Origin of the sequence: Streptomyces sp. NPDC006463, assembly GCF_042870715.1 — a bacterium.
Taxonomy (GTDB): Bacteria; Actinomycetota; Actinomycetes; order Streptomycetales; family Streptomycetaceae; genus Streptomyces.
The window spans coordinates 148,927-164,264 of the sequence record NZ_JBIAHP010000006.1 but is presented as its reverse complement, the minus strand read 5'-3'; the positions used below and the strand labels follow the sequence as shown (position 1 = coordinate 164,264).

The 15,338-nt window shown below is 71.9% G+C and carries 8 protein-coding genes; 7 read left to right on the top strand and 1 reads right to left on the bottom strand.

The genetic code is table 11. From position 1 onward, the window contains the following. Positions 1–84: 84 nt before the first annotated feature. Positions 85–2,772 carry a SpoIIE family protein phosphatase gene (locus tag ACFYOB_RS13610; protein WP_388559110.1) on the top strand — a complete coding sequence of 896 codons (2,688 nt, stop codon included), beginning with the start codon at positions 85–87 and terminating at the stop codon, positions 2,770–2,772. Between the two features lie 859 nt (positions 2,773–3,631). Continuing rightward, on the top strand, positions 3,632–5,581 hold the full coding sequence (locus tag ACFYOB_RS13605) for a flavin monoamine oxidase family protein (RefSeq protein WP_388559107.1): 1,950 nt from the start codon (positions 3,632–3,634) through the stop codon (positions 5,579–5,581). 68 nt (positions 5,582–5,649) lie between these two features. Here ACFYOB_RS13605 and ACFYOB_RS13600 read toward each other — a convergent pair whose 3' ends face one another. After that, entirely contained in the window at positions 5,650–7,608 is a 1,959-nt protein-coding gene (locus ACFYOB_RS13600; protein WP_388559104.1) for an NAD-binding lipoprotein, read from the bottom strand. Between the two features lie 584 nt (positions 7,609–8,192). Between ACFYOB_RS13600 and ACFYOB_RS13595 the strand changes: the two genes are divergently transcribed. The 5 genes from ACFYOB_RS13595 (at position 8,193) to ACFYOB_RS13575 (ending at position 15,211) form a co-directional block, all read left to right on the top strand. Next, positions 8,193–8,432: a hypothetical protein gene (locus tag ACFYOB_RS13595; RefSeq protein WP_328928419.1), complete on the top strand. Its 240-nt coding sequence runs from the start codon at positions 8,193–8,195 to the stop codon at positions 8,430–8,432. Positions 8,433–8,529: 97 nt separating this feature from the next. Continuing rightward, a complete protein-coding gene (locus tag ACFYOB_RS13590; protein WP_388559101.1) occupies positions 8,530–9,336 on the top strand; it encodes a hypothetical protein in 807 nt (268 codons plus the stop codon). Next, positions 9,333–11,612, top strand: coding sequence for an NHLP family bacteriocin export ABC transporter peptidase/permease/ATPase subunit (locus ACFYOB_RS13585; protein ID WP_388559098.1), 2,280 nt, complete (start codon positions 9,333–9,335; stop codon positions 11,610–11,612). The genes ACFYOB_RS13590 and ACFYOB_RS13585 overlap by 4 nt, the downstream gene beginning before the upstream one ends. A gap of 1 nt (position 11,613) precedes the next feature. Continuing rightward, positions 11,614–14,481, top strand: coding sequence for an NHLP bacteriocin export ABC transporter permease/ATPase subunit (locus tag ACFYOB_RS13580; RefSeq protein WP_388559095.1), 2,868 nt, complete (start codon positions 11,614–11,616; stop codon positions 14,479–14,481). Positions 14,482–15,085: 604 nt separating this feature from the next. Next, complete coding sequence (locus tag ACFYOB_RS13575) at positions 15,086–15,211, top strand: ALQxL family class IV lanthipeptide (protein ID WP_189745961.1); 126 nt, start codon at positions 15,086–15,088, stop codon at positions 15,209–15,211. Positions 15,212–15,338 lie beyond the last annotated feature (127 nt).

The window sequence follows — 15,338 nt, the reverse complement described above, 5'->3', positions numbered from 1 at the left end:
GTGTGCCGATCGGGAGCTTTGGGCGCCCGGAAGTGCTACAAATGGGTTCGTGACCATTCCTCGCCACCCGTGCCGGGCACGTCGGTGCGGTCACTCCTAGGCAGCAAGTTCAGGAGCGTCGCCGGACAGGTCTTCGTCCTCCAGGTGGCGATCGTGGTGTTGCTCGCCGCCAGCGCCCTCCTGGCCTTGGTGCTCCAGTCGCGGCACGACATCGACCGGGAGGCACGCAACCGGTCGGTTTCCGTCGCGCAGACCTTCGCCCACCAGCTCGGTCTGCAGGACGCGCTGAAGACGCCCAATCCGTCCTCCGTCCTGCAGCCGCTCGCCGAGCAGACGCGCAAGGCCGCCGGCGTGGACTTCATCGTGGTGATGGACACCAACGGCATCCGGTACAGCCACCCCCAGCCGGAACGCATCGGACAGCGGTTCGTCGGCACCATCGAGCCCTCGCTCGCCGGACACACCTATACCGAGAGCGTGGACGGCCCGCTCGGCAAGGAGATCCAGGCCGTCGTGCCGGTCACCGCGCCCGACGGCAAGGTCGTCGGCCTGGTGTCAGCGGGCTTGACGGTGAAGAACGTGACCGGCGTCGTCGACCGCCAGCTCCCCGTCATCCTCCTGGCCATCGCGACCGGCATGGCCCTGGCCACCGCCGGCACGGCGCTGATCAGCCGACGGCTGCGCCGCCAGACCCACGGGCTGGGCACGCAGGAGATGACCCGCATGTACGAGCACCACGACGCGGTGCTCCACGCCGTCCGCGAAGGGGTGCTGATCACCGACGGTGAAGGGCGGCTGCTGCTGGCGAACGACGAGGCCAAACGGCTGCTCGACCTGCCGGAGGACGCCGAGGGACGCCGCATCGGGGACGTACCGGGCCTGGACCGCCCCATGGCCGACCTGCTGCTGTCCGGCAGGGAAGCCACCGACGAGGTGCTGGAGAGCGGAGACAGGCTCCTCGTGGTCAACCAGCGGTCCACCCACCCCGGCGGCCGGCCGGAGGGCTGCGCGGTCACCATCCGCGACTCCACCGAGATGCAGGTCCTCACCAGCCGGGCCGAGACGGCCCGCCGGCGCCTCAAACTCCTGTACGACGCGGGCGGCGACATCGGCACCTCCCTCGACGTGGTGCAGACGGCCGAGGAACTCGCCTCCGTCGCCGTCCCCCGCTTCGCGGACTTCTGCACCGTCGACCTGGCCGACCCGGTGCTCGGCGGCGACGAACCCGGTGAGGTCACCGACATGCGGCGCACGGCGGTCTGCGGCATCCGCTCCGACCACCCGCTCTACCCCCTCGGCCGGCTGATCGACTTCCTGCCGTCCACCCCGCAGGCACGCGGTTACGGCACCGGAGAGGCGGAACTGGTCCCCGACCTGTCCGACGCGCCGGGCTGGGTCGCCCAGGACCCGCCGCGCGCCCGGGCCATCCTCGACTACGGGATCCACTCGCTCATCGCGGCCCCGCTCAGGGCCCGGGGCGTCGTGCTCGGCGTGGTCAACTTCTGGCGGTCGGAGAAACCGGAGCCCTTCGACGAGGACGAGCTGTCGCTGGCCGAGGAACTCGTCGCCCGCGCGGCGGTCAGCATGGACAACGCCCGCCGCTACACCCGCGAACACGCCCTCGCGGAAACGCTCCAGCGCAGCCTGCTGCCGCGCGCCCTGCCCGAACAGAGCGCCGTGGACGTGGCGCACTTCTACCTGCCCGCGCAGTCCGGGGTGGGCGGCGACTGGTTCGACGTGATCCCGCTGCCCGGCAGCCGGGTCGCGCTGGTCGTCGGAGACGTCGTCGGGCACGGCCTGCACGCCGCGGCCACCATGGGACGGCTCCGTACCGCGGTGCACAACTTCTCCTCGCTCGACCTGCCGCCCGATGAGATCCTCGCCCGCCTCGACGACCTCGTACAGCGCATCGACCACGACGCGGTCAGCGACGGCGTGACCGGCGGCGTACTGGGCGCGACCTGCCTGTACGCCATCTACGACCCGGTGTCCCAGCGCTGCACCGTGGCACGGGCGGGCCATCTGCCGCCCCTGCTGGTCGCTCCCGACGGCACGACGGAGATCATGGAGCTGCCGGCCGGACCCCCGCTGGGGCTGGGCGGCATGCCGTTCGAAACCGCGGAGCTCCACCTGGCCGAAGGGAGCCAGCTCGTCCTCTACACCGACGGGCTGGTCGAGGAGCGGACCCGGGACATCGGAGAGGGCCTGGAGCTGCTGCGCGGGGCGCTGAGCCATCCCGACCGGGACCCTCAGGAAAGCTGCCAGGCCGTGCTCGACCTGATGCTGCCGGCCCGGCCGGCCGACGACGTGGCGCTGCTCATCGCGAGGACACGGACCCTCGGCGAGGACCGCGTCGCGCAGTGGGACGTGCCGTACGAGCCGAGCGCGGTCGGCGTGGTACGGAAGGCGGCGGCGGAGAAGCTCGAAGAGTGGGGCCTGACGGAACTCGTCTTCGCCACCGAACTGATCCTCAGCGAGCTGGTCACCAACGCCGTGCGGCACGGCAGCGCGCCGGTGCGGGTGCGGATGCTGCACGACCACGCCCTGACCTGCGAGGTCTGGGACGGCACGAGCACCGCCCCGCACCTGCGGTACGCCGCCACCACGGACGAGGGAGGGCGCGGACTGTTCCTCGTGGCGCAGCTCAGCGAGCACTGGGGCGTCAGATACACCCCCGACGGCAAGGTCATCTGGGCGGAACAGGCACTGCCCGGGTCCTCCGACGGCGCGGAACCCGACCTCTCGGCCTTCCTGGACGTGGATCCCCTCTGAGGGCGACGGCGACGGCGGGGCGAGCGGGCTCGTCGGCCTGCCCGTACGGGAGCGCCCGCGGGCGCGCTGATCGCCGAATGGGCCCGGACCGTGATCGACGCGGCGCACGGACTGGACGCGGCCCTCGGCGCCCTGCACGAACGCGACCAGCGTCGCCCTCGAATCGGGCAACTCCGCCGACGTCGCCCGGGCCGTCCTGGAAGGCCGCGCCGACATCGGCCTGATCGAGAGCCCCCGCGCCGAAGGGACTGGAGAGCCGCCCGTGGCCAGGGGCTACCTGGCCGTCGTGGTACCCCCCGGCCCACCCCTGGGCGCGACGCACCGCCGTCACCGTCGAAGACCTCGCCGCCCGTACCGCCTTCGAGCGCGCGGTCAGGGCGCACCTTCCCGACTGGTAGCCCTCCGCAGGGCGGCGGCGGTCCCGCCGTCCTCACCGCCGGCACCCTGCGGTGAGCGTCGGTGACCGGCCGCGATCTCGGCCGCTCGCTGCGCGCCGTGTGGCCCGACGGCGGGCGTCCGACCGGCCCGGATGCACGTCTCCGCCCTGGTCGGCGGCACCGTCTCCGGCGCCCAGGTGCTGATGCACATCGTGCCCCGGACCCCGGACCCCGGACACGCCGGCCGCCTGGGCCGCGATCGCCTTCTTCCCGGCCGCCCCCGCCGCTGGCGTCAACCTGGTCCTGGCCGACGGGGACCAGCCCCTGGACGCCCGACCGATCGGCATTCCCGCGGCTCGCTGCCACCCGTACGAAACCCAGTTCGTCAGCGCCGGGCGGTCCGCGACCCACGTCCGGGTGGTTGTTCCCCGGCCCACCGGTTTTTGATCGTCCGGGCCCGGGCGGGCGGCAAGAGTTGACCCATGATCACTGATCCGCTTGCCACCCCTGAGCCCTCGGACGAGCCCGCACCGGAGCCTGTCCGCAGGCCTTCCCGCCGTACCGTCATCGCCGGCGCGGCCGCGGTCGCGGGAGCCGGCGCCCTGACGGTCGCCGCCGCTTCCGCCGAGACGCCGAAAGCCGCGCCCGGCGCAGCACGCCCCGACTGGGACACCTGCCTCACCATCGCCCGTGCCATCCTCGTGCGGGACGAGAAGGACCAGCCCCTGGTGCCGCGTTACGCGGACATCCTCCTGAAGAACGGTCTGCCCCGCTCCCGCGCCCGCAAGAACGTGCTGATCGTCGGCGCCGGGCCCGCCGGGCTCACCGCCGCCCACCTGCTGCGCGAGGCCGGGCACCAGGTCACCGTCATCGAGGCCAACGCGAACCGGGTCGGCGGCCGGATCAAGACCTTCCGTGCGGGCGGCCACGAGAAGTCCGCCGCGCCCTTCGCCGACCCGAAGCAGTACGCCGAGGCCGGGGCCATGCGCATCCCCGACAGCCACCCGCTGGTCACCGGGCTGATGGACGGCCTCGGCCTGAAGCGTCGGCGCTTCCACCTGGTCGACGTCGACGGGGCCGGTCGCCCCGCGTACCGGACATGGATCTACGTCAACGGCATCCGTACACGCCGGGCCGACTACGCGCGCAGCCCGCAGGCGGTCAACCGCTCCTTCGGAGTGCCGCAGGCCTACGAGTCCGTGCCCGCCGCCCAGATCGTCCGGGACGCCTTCGCTCCCGTACGCAAGGAGATCGAGGGCAAGAAGGACAGGGAACTCGTCGAGGGCTGGGCCCGCGTCATCCAGAACTACGGCCACATGTCGATGTACCGGTACCTGACGGAGGTGGCGGAGCTCGACGAGCGGACCATCGACCTGATCGGAACGGTCGAGAACCTCACCTCCCGTCTGCACCTCGCCTTCGTGCACAGCTTCATCGGGGCTTCGCTGATCAGCCCCGACACCGCCTTCTTCGAACTGCCCGGCGGCACGGCCACGTTGGCGGACGCGCTCTACGCCCGGGTCAAGGACCTGGTACGGCTCGACCGGCGTGCCACCCGGATCACCCATGGCGAGGGCCAGGTCACCGTCGACACCGTGTCCGAGGGCCGTGGCGGCAGCCCGGTACAGCGCGAGACCTTCACCGCCGACACCGCGATCATCACCGTCCCCTTCTCCGGGCTGCGCCACATCCCGGTCACCCCCGCGCTCTCCTACGGCAAGCGGCGCGCGGTCACCGAACTGCACTACGACGCCGCCACCAAGGTGCTGCTCGAATTCAGCCGCCGCTGGTGGGAGTTCGACGAAGCCGACTGGAAGCGGGAGCTGGAGGCCGTGAAGCCCGGCCTGTACCGGAGGTACCAGCTCGCGCAGACCCCGGAGGCAGGGGGTCTGCTGGGCGCCCACCCCTCCGTGCCCAAGGGCCACATCTCCGATGCCCAGCGCGCCCACTACGCCGCCTGCCGCGCGGTCACCCGCGACCAGCCCGAAGCGGCCGGCGTCATCGGCGGCGGCTCGGCGACCGACAATCCCAACCGCTTCATGTTCCAGCCGTCCTACCCTGTCGAAGGCAGCGCCGGCGGGGTGGTCCTCGCTTCCTACAGCTGGTCGGACGACGCCCTGAAATGGGATTCCCTGGACGACGACGAGCGGTACCCGCGCGCCCTGGCAGGCGTCCAGGAGGTGTTCGGGCAGCGGATCGAGGTGTTCTACACCGGAGTCGGCCGCACCCAGTCCTGGATGCGTGATCCGTACGCCTACGGTGAGGCGTCCGTGCTGCTGCCCGGCCAGCACACCGAGCTCTTCCCCCATGTCCGCAAGGCCGAGGGCAACCTGCACTTCGCCGGGTGCCACACCTCCATCAAGCCTGCGTGGATCGAAGGGGCCCTGGAATCCGCGGTACGGGCCGCGCTGGAAGTCCACTCGGCGCCGTGAGCGGCTGAGGGCCGCGCCGGCCGCCGCCCGAACCCAGGGCGTCGGCCGGCGCGGCCGCGGCGGTACCGTCAGCTCTCGGCGAGCACGATCAGCCAGTCGCCCTCGGCGAACCGGATCCGCCGCCGCTTGTCGGGGTTGATGCTCACCCCGTAGGCCGGGCCCGTGGACATCTGCCCGCGCAGCCGGTAGCCGACCGCGCACTCGCGGCGGCGGCGTGCGGATTCGACGACCGTGGCGAAGGAGACCTCACGACCGGCCCGGACGTAGTCCGTGGCCGGTCTGAGGTAGAACTCGTGCCCCTCCGCGTCGAACAACTCCTCGAAGACGTCGGCGAGGTAGCGGCTCTCCGAGATCTGGGTCATCAGGAGACTGATGAGCCTGCCGCTCACGATGAAGTCGGCTCCCTCGCGGGCGGGCGCGAGGAGCCGGTTGCCGTCGTCGGACATCTCGGTGGTGAGGGCGAGTTCCCGGCGTGCGGCCTCCCCGATGGCCCGCAGGTGCAGCAGCGTGACCAGCGTCCGGTCGTCGGCCAGCGCCTCCGGGTCCGTCGCCGTCGCCGTCGTCGGCCCCGTCGTCTCGTGAGCTGTCAGGGAAGGCGCTCCCGCGGCCACCGGGTCCGTTTCACCGATCACGATCACGCTGTCGTACGACGGCACGTCCAGCTTGGCCAGGACGAGCGGGTCGGTGATGTCCCCGCTGCGGAAAGTCACTTCGAGATGGTTCAGGGCCGCCGCGACGTCACCGGCGCCGTCCGCCGCCGCCCACTCGCCGAGCGCCACGACATCCAGGGTCGTTCCGGGGCTCACATACTGGTCGAGCTGATCCACGATGAGCGGAGCCCGGCGGTTCCAGCCGAGCAGGAGCAGGCGTTCGGCCACGGGGGCCCTGGTCCCGGCCGTGACGATCGCCTCCTCCTCGACGCAGGAGGCCACGTCCAGCTGTACGGCCGTGTCGTCGTCCTGTGAGATGACGATGATCCGGTCGCCCGCGCCGATCGCCGTAGCGGGGTCCGGATTGAGGGCGACGCCGCCGTCGGCCCGCAGCAGGCCGACCACGGCGGACGTGGCGAACGACAGCAGGGCCTCGCCGAAGGTGCGTCCCGCGAGCCCCTCGGCGGGGGCGGTGTAGAACTCGTCGCCCTCGAAGTCCAGCAGTTCCTGGTAGACGAGCGAGAGGCCGGGCTGGCGCGCGGTCTGCACGAGGAGCCGGGCGACGATGTCGTCGACGCACAGGACGTGCCCCGTCGGCCCTGCGGCCAGCTTGGCGGTCACGTGGTTGCGGGTGTCGCGGACCGCGGCGACCACCACCACGTCACCCGCCCCGGGGACGGCCGCGTCGAGGGCGAGCAGGGTCTTCACGACATGGGCGTCACCGCCGTCCCCCGCGGGAGGCAGGACGAGAACCGCCTTCGCGGTCTGCGGGCTCACCCGGCACAGCTCGGTGGGGTCGGTGGTGCTGCCGCTGCGACAGATGATCCGCGTCCTGCCACGGCCGGTGACGCGGGCGCAGATGTCGTCCTCCATTTCCACCTTGTCCTTGGGGGCGAGCACGGCAATGGCCGACCGGCGCTGATTCGCGTGGGCGGCGACCAACTCCCCGATCACGGGGAAGACCTGGTCGGACCATCCCAGCAGGACGGTGTGCCGTGCCTCCAGCACGGTGGAGTGACCGCGGCGCAGCGACATGATGCGCCGGTTGATGCCCGTGGTGATCAGACTGACCAGGGTCGACACGAACAGCAGGGCGACCAGGGCGAGGGACACGGAAGCCAGGACGTAGAGCGGGGAGCCGACCGCACCCCCGATCTTCAGCGTCTGGCCGACGCTGACCCACACCGCCGTGAGCCGGCCGGAGAGGGTGCTCGGGGCCGCTCGGTCGGACCAGACCAGGACCGTGCTCGCCGGGATGACGACCGCGAGGCAGGCGAGGGCGAGCCAGCCGATGAGCGCGGTGGTCCCGCCCGCGACCAGATGGTCGAACCGGTACCGCAGCCGCAGTCGGAGGGACGTCGTGTGATCGTGCGTCACGAAAGCTCCCGAGCAAGAGACGACGCGCCAGTCGGGCGGCTGCCCGCCACCTCGGGACTCACAGTAGGGAACTTCGTGGGACTGGCCCCCTCGAAGGCAGTCGGCCTCACTCAGAGGTATGAACGATCTACGGGGCGGGGCGCGAGGAGCAGGCGGGCGAGGAGCGGGGGCGCGAGGACCGGGCGCGCGAGGACCGGCTCGTGGCGGGACTCCGGAGTACACCCGGTGTGACGGGCCGGTCACCCCACACGCCTTCCGAAAACCTGCACATCGTGTGTGTGGCCGCTCCCGCCCGTTTTCACAGTTCACCCGCAGGCAGGACACCCGCCCGGCGTTTGACGGGTGTTCGTCCCGTTTGATCCCGGGCGGATGGTGGACCTCGCATATCTGTTACTCGATCTCGCGGAGAAGTTGTCACCATTCGGTGAATGAAGCTGCACGCCGATAGTCGGAGGTGGCCATCGGCCCCATGAGGAGGCGTCAACAGGATTGGCCTGCTCACCCGTTCGCGTGCTTTCATCTTGCGCACCGCGGCAGTCGAGGAATGGCGGCCGCGCATTTCCCCCCAATGAAAGGTGCGCATAATGCGTAACGACCTTGAGACCCGTGAGATGGCCGACTCCGAGCTGGACGCCGTCTCCGGTGGCATCGTCAGCATCCACGGTGGCCTGGCCGGCGCCGTGACCAGCGACGTCAGCAGCGTCGTCGGCGTCGTGGGCTCCCTCGACACCGTCCAGGCCGCGACCGGTCTCGTCTCCCACGTCCCCGGCCTGGTCTCGGGCATCACCGGCGTTTCGGTGAACACCGGTCGCGCCGGTCTCTGAGCGGATATCGCATGAACCCCGGAGCGTCCCCCACGGCTCCGGGGTTCATGCCTGCCCGCGCGCCCGACCTATACGAATGCAGTTGAAGGAATAGTCCGTGCAGTTTCGTCAAAAGGCTCTTTCCAAGCTGCAATCGCCCGAAGAACTCGATCTGCCCGTGCGCTTCGCACGTCCGCAAGGGCGGCTCGTACTGGCCGTCACGGTCGTCGTCATGGCCGCCGCGACCTTCTGGGCCCTCACCGGCACCGTCTCCGCCAAGCTGAGCGCACCCGGCGTCCTCACCCACGCCGAGGGCGCCTACGTACTGCAGAGTCCGGTCGCCGGACAGGTGACGGCGGTCCTCGCCGAGGAGGGCGGGCTCCTGCCCCCCGGCGCGCCCCTTCTCAACGTCCGTACGGAGCAGGGCGACCGGCCGGTGCGCGCGGTGACGGGCGGCCGGCTCACGACACTGTCCGCCACCGTGGGTTCGGTGGTCGCGACCGGCGCGGACGTGGCGATCGTCGAACACGTGAAGAACGCGGACGACCCCCTGATGGCCGTCGTGTACGTGCCGGGCGTCAGCGGCTCGACGATCGCCGTGGGCGCCCCGGTCGACCTCGACGTCCAGTCGGCCCCCCGCGGCCGCTTCGGCGTGCTGCGCGGCCGGGTCAAGACGGTCGGCCGTGCGCCTCAGACGGTGGCGCAGATCAGCGGCTTCCTCGGCGACAGAGGGCTCGCCGAGCAGTTCGCCAGGCAGGGCAACCCGGTCGCGGTGCTCGTACAACTGGAGCGCTCCACCACCACCAGGTCCGGCTACAAGTGGTCCTCCGTGGACGGACCCCCGTACGCCCTCGACTCCACGACCCCGGTCACCGCTACGGTCCACCTCGCCGCGCAGCGCCCCGTGGACTGGCTGCTGCCATGACCGCGTCGCAGACCGGGACACCTCCCCGGGCACCCCAGCTCCCTCCCGCCGGCCACCGGCGCCGCGGCTCCGAGCCCAAGGGCGGCACCCGCCGCAAGTCCGTGCCCGTCCCCAGGGGCAGGACTCCCCGCCCCGTCCGCACGCCCACCGTGCTGCAGATGGAAGCCGTGGAGTGCGGGGCCGCCGCCCTGGCCATGGTGCTGGGCCACTACGGCCGCTTCGTCCCCCTGGAGGAGCTGCGCATCGGATGCGGTGTCTCCCGCGACGGCTCCCGCGCCAGCAACCTCCTCAAGGCGGCGCGCGGTTACGGGCTGAAGGCCAAGGGCATGCAGATGGACCTGGCCGCCCTCGCCGAGGTGAGCGCCCCGGCCATCCTCTTCTGGGAGTTCAACCACTACGTCGTCTACGACGGCACGGGCCGCCGCCTCGGCCGCAGGGGCGTGTACATCAACGACCCCGGCAAGGGCCGCCGGTTCGTCCCCATGGAGGAGTTCGACACCAGCTTCACCGGTGTCGTGCTCACCTTCGAACCCGGCGAGGGCTTCAGCCGTGGCGGCCGCAGGCCGAGCGTCCTGGGCGCCATGCCGGCCCGTCTGCGCGGTACTTCGGGCACCATGGCCGCCGCCGTCGTCTCCAGCCTGCTGCTGGTGGCCGTGGGCGCGTCGGGGCCCGCCCTGAGCCGGACGTACATCGACATGTTCCTCATCGGGGAGCAGACGTCCCTGCTGGGCGTGCTGTTCGCGTCGATGGCCGTCACCCTGGTGCTCACCGGGACGCTCACGGCGCTTCAGCAGGCCAATCTGCTGCGCGGGCGCATCATCTCCTCCACCCTGGGCAGCGCCCGCTTCCTGCGGCACCTGCTCAGGCTCCCGGTCGCGTTCTACTCCCAGCGCAACCCGGCCGACCTGGTCCAGCGCCTGCAGTCCAACGACGCCGTCGCCGAGACCCTCGCGCGGGACCTGGCCGCCGCGGCCGTGGACACCGTCGTGGTCGTGCTCTACGCCGTGCTGCTGTGGACGTACGATCCGCAGCTCACCGTCGTCGGCGTGATGATCGCGCTGCTCAACGTGGTGGCCATCCGGACCGTGATGCACCTCAGGGCCACCGGTACCCAGAAACTGCGCGCCGAGAGCGCTCGGCTGACGAACACGTCCTACAGCGGTCTCCAGCTCATCGAGACGATGAAGGCCACCGGAGGCGAGAACAGCTTCTTCCGCCGCTGGGCGGGGCAGCACGCGGTCACCCTCGACGTGCAGCAGCGGCTCGGCGTGCCCAGCGCGTGGCTCGCGATCGTCGCACCCACGCTGGCGGCGCTCAACAGCGCGCTGATCCTGATGATCGGCGGCCTGCGGGCGGTGGAAGGGCATCTCACCGTCGGTCTGCTCGTCGCCTTCCAGGCTCTGGTGACCAGCTTCACCGCGCCGATCTCCCGGCTGGGCGGCGTCGCCGGACGCATCCAGGACTTCGCGGCCGACGTTGCCCGCCTCAAGGACGTGGAGAACTTCCCCGTCGATCCGGTCTTCTCGCGCCGCGAGCCCGCCGCCCACACCCGCCGCCTCACCGGCCACGTGGAGCTGGACAACGTCACCTTCGGCTACAGCCCGCTGGACGCCCCGCTGCTCAAGGACTTCTCGCTGTCGGTCGGCCCGGGGCAGCAGGTCGCGCTCGTCGGCGGCTCCGGCAGCGGCAAGTCCACCGTCTCACGGCTGATGTCGGGCCTCCACACGCCGTGGCAGGGGGCGATCCGCATCGACGGGATGCGCCTGGAGGACATCCCCCGCAGCGCGCTGGCCGCCTCCGTGTCCTTCGTCGACCAGGACGTCTTCCTCTTCGAGGGCACCGTCCGCGACAACGTCACGCTCTGGGACCCCTCGATTCCGGACGAGGACGTCGTCGCCGCGCTCCAGGACGCCGCCGTCCACGACGTGGTCGCCCGCCGTCCCGGCGGCATCCACAGCCGGGTCGAGCAGGACGGCCGGAACTTCTCCGGCGGCCAGCGCCAGCGGCTGGAGATCGCCCGGGCGCTGGTCAGGCGCCCCAGCGTCATGGTCCTCGACGAAGTGACCAGCGCCCTGGACGCGGTGACCGAGCAGACCGTCATCGACAACCTGCGGCGCCGCGGCTGCGCCTGCGTGGTCATCGCCCACCGGCTGAGCACGGTGCGCGACAGCGACGAGATCGTCGTGCTCGACCGGGGCACGGTCGTGGAACGCGGGCGGCACGAGTACCTGGTCGCCGCGCAGGGCCCGTACGCCGAACTGGTCAAGGAGCACTGAGGTGACGTACCCGCACCAGACCCCGTACGGCTGGGCCCCGGGCCAGGACGCCGACCCGGTCGTCGCCGCCCTGGGCGCCCTCGGCTCGCCGGTCGACTGCACGGGCCTGCGCAGCCTGTCGCTGGAGGGCCCGCACGTGCTGTGGCTCGTCGTACAGGGCGAGCTGGACCTCTTCGCCGTCGACGCCGCGCAGGCCGGGCACTGGCACTTCCTGGGCCGGCTGGGGGCGGGCACCCTGCTGCTGGGCCCGGCCGACGGCCCCGAGCACACCCTGGTCGGCCGGCCCGCGCAGGGCTGCCTGCTGCGCCGTATCGAGCTGCGGGAACTGCCCGGCCCCGAGTACGGCGCCCCCTTCCAGCAGCAGTGGGCCGATCACACGGGGTACGGAGCCCCCGCGGACCGGCCGAGCCCGCTGGAGGACGCGTTCACGCGCGGGCTCGGACGAGGGCTGCGGGTCCTGTACCAGGCACCGCTGGACGGCCGCCAGACCACCGAGCGGGGCCGGGCCGACGACGACATCCTGTGGATGGCGATCACCCCAGGCAGCGTGCAGTACGGCGCCGTGTACGAGGAGGGCGCGACCGGCACCCTCCTCGTCGACACGGCGCTGTGGCAGGGCATGGTCGATCAGCAGTACCGGCTGCTGTACGCCCTGGACCGCTCGATCGAGCAGCTCGGACGCGCCCACGAGGACCGCATGGCGGCCGGCATCGAGGCCGGGCAGGCAGCCCGCACCCAGGCGGACCGGACGCTGCTGGCCTCCATCGACCGCTCCGGCGGCCGTTCGCGCCACTGGGGCGCGAGCGTCGACACCACCTTCGCCGTGTGCTGCCTCGTGGCCGACGAGGCCCGCATCACCCTGTCCGAACCGGGCGAGGCCGATGCCGCCTCCGGGCGGACCGACCCCGTCGAACGCATCGCGCTCGCCTCGCGGATACGCACCCGCGCGGTCGCCCTCGACGGGCAGTGGTGGCGGGAGAACGGCGGTCCGCTGGTGGGCCGGCGCGAGAAGGACGGAGCCCCCGTCGCCCTGCTGTGGCGGCGTGGCGGATACGAGGCGGTCGACCCCGCCACCGGCACGCGCCGGCGCATCGGCAAGGCTGACGAGGCCGCCTTCGAACCGCGCGCCGTCATGTTCTACCGGCCGCTGCCCGACGGGCGGGTGGGCCTGCCGGCGCTGCTGCGCTTCAGTCTTCGCGGCACCCTGCCGGAGCTGCGCAGCCTGGTCCTGGGCGGGCTCGTCGCGGTCGTCCTGGGCGCCCTGGTGCCCATCGCCACCGGACAGGTGCTCGGCCGGTACGTGCCCAACGCCGAGAACGGCCTCATCGTGCAGACCGCGCTGGCCCTCATCGCCACCGGCGTCGTCTCGGCCGCCTTCATGCTGCTGCAGAACATCTCCATCCTGCGCATGGAGGGCCGCATCGAGGCCACGTTGCAACCGGCCGTGTGGGACCGGCTGCTGAGGCTGCCGGCGAAGTTCTTCGCAGGCCGCTCCACGGGCGAACTGGCCGGCGCGGCCATGGGCATCAGCGCGATCCGCAGCGCGCTGTCCGGTGTCGGGCCGGTCTGCGTACAGGCGAGCACGGTCGGCGCGATGAACCTCGCGCTGCTGCTCGTCCACAGCGTGCCGCTGGCGCTGGCGGCGATCGGCATGCTGGTCGTCATCGCGGCGGTCTTCCTGGGCCTGGGCCTGTGGCAGCTGCGCTACCAGCGCCGGCTGATCACGCTCAACAACAAGCTCAACAACCAGGCCTTCCAGACCCTGCGCGGGCTGCCCAAACTACGCGTCGCCGCGGCCGAGAGCTTCGCCTACGCAGCCTGGGCACGGGAGTTCGCCCGTACCCGCGAGCTGCAGCAGCGCATCGGCCGGATCCAGAACGTCATCACCGTGCTCGGCGCGGTGTACCTGCCGCTGTGCACGCTGGTGATGTTCGTCCTGCTGGCCGGGCCGGCCCGCGGCGTCATGTCCGCCAGCGAGTTCCTCACCTTCAGCACCGCCCTGACGATGCTGATGTCCTCGGTCACCCAGGTGACCGGCGCGCTCATCTCGGCGGCCGCGGTGCTGCCGATGTTCGAGCAGGTGCGGCCGGTCCTGAGGGAACTGCCCGAGGCGGGCCGCGCCAGTGCCCGGCCGGGCGAGCTGACCGGCGCCGTCGAGGCCAAGGCGCTGTCCTTCCGCTACACGGACGACGGCCCTCTGATACTCGATGACATCAACGTCGCGATCGGGCCGGGGGAGTTCGTCGCGATCGTCGGCGCCAGCGGATGCGGCAAATCCACTCTGCTCCGGCTGCTCATCGGCTTCGACAAGCCGGCCTCCGGCAGCGTCCTGTACGACGGCCAGGACCTGGCGGCGCTGGACCAGGCGGCCGTGCGCCGCCAGTGCGGTGTCGTCCTGCAGAACGCCCAGCCCTTCACCGGCCCGATCCTCGACTGCATCCGCGGCGCCGGGACGTTCTCGCTGGAGGAGGCCTGGGAAGCCGCCGCGATGGCGGGCCTGGCCGAGGACATCAAGGCCATGCCGATGGGCATGCACACCATGCTGTCCGACGGCGGCGGCACCGTCTCGGGTGGCCAGCGCCAGCGCCTGATGATCGCCCAGGCCCTCATCCGCAAGCCGCGCGTCCTCTTCTTCGACGAGGCCACCAGCGCGCTGGACAACGAGGCCCAGCGCGTGGTCATCGAATCGACCCGCACCCTGAAGGCCACCCGCATCGTGATCGCCCACCGGCTCTCCACGATCATGGACGCGGACCGGGTGATCGCCATGTCGGACGGCCGCGTCGTCCAGCAGGGCCCTCCCGCCGAACTCCTCGCCGACACCACCGGCCTGTTCCACGAACTGGTCCGCCGCCAGCTGAGCGGGTGATCGCACCAGCCGGTGAACCTCGGCACCACCAGACCCGTGGGCGCCGCCCCGTGTGCCGCTGAAGGCCATGGTGGCGATGTCCCGCCGCCGCGGGCTACCCCCGCCGTGGTGAGTCCGGCGCGTTCGGCGAGGGCGCCGCCCTGGAAGCGGCTCTCGGCGCCCAACTCCTCCAGCAGGTCGGCGATGTGGCGGCGGCAGGTGCGCAGGGACATGCCCATCCGCCGGGCGATCACCTCGTCCTTGGCGCCCTCGGCCAGCAGCCCGACCAGCGCCCGGCGCAGGCTCGGGCCGACCTCCTTGTAGGCGGCCTCGCTGCTGCCGCGGAACGGGGTCGCTCCGGACCAGTGCTGGTCGAACACCCGGCACAGGTACGCCACCACGTCCGGGTCCCGGACCAGTACGGCCCCTTCGCCCGGGCCGCCGTCGACACGTCGGGGCAGGATGTCGCTCCTGCTGCGCCTGCGGTACGGCGGCCCGCGAGCGTGGCTGCCCGAGGGCGGATCCGCCCACCCCTGAGTGTCCGGTGGCCGTGGGCCACCGGCTGCCGGGCCCGTCCGGGTCCGGTATTCCACCCGCAGTTCCATCCGCACAGAAGGAGACCGCCATGGCGGAGTTCGACATCGATGCCCTCCAGGTCCTGCCCGAGGACGTCCGTACCGAGGACGCCCGCGGCGAGGAGCACGCCGCCGCGCTGATCACGGCCTGCCGCTGGCACACCAGCGGCTGCTGATCGCCCGCTGAACGGGCGGCGACCCCCAACGGCCGCCCCTGGGAGGGGACCGGAGCCCTGCCCCGGCCCCTCCCTCAAGCACGCCTCGCCGGCCTCGCCGTTCGCCGCCAGGCGGCCTCGACGGGAC

What these genes read in the sequence shown, in the direction of transcription:
- ACFYOB_RS13585 (WP_388559098.1), top strand. Translation starts at nt 9,333, where the DNA reads ATGACCGCGTCGCAGACCGGGACACCTCCCCGGGCACCCCAGCTCCCT.
- ACFYOB_RS13595 (WP_328928419.1), top strand. Translation starts at nt 8,193, where the DNA reads ATGCGTAACGACCTTGAGACCCGTGAGATGGCCGACTCCGAGCTGGAC.
- ACFYOB_RS13605 (WP_388559107.1), top strand. Translation starts at nt 3,632, where the DNA reads ATGATCACTGATCCGCTTGCCACCCCTGAGCCCTCGGACGAGCCCGCA.
- ACFYOB_RS13575 (WP_189745961.1), top strand. Translation starts at nt 15,086, where the DNA reads ATGGCGGAGTTCGACATCGATGCCCTCCAGGTCCTGCCCGAGGACGTC.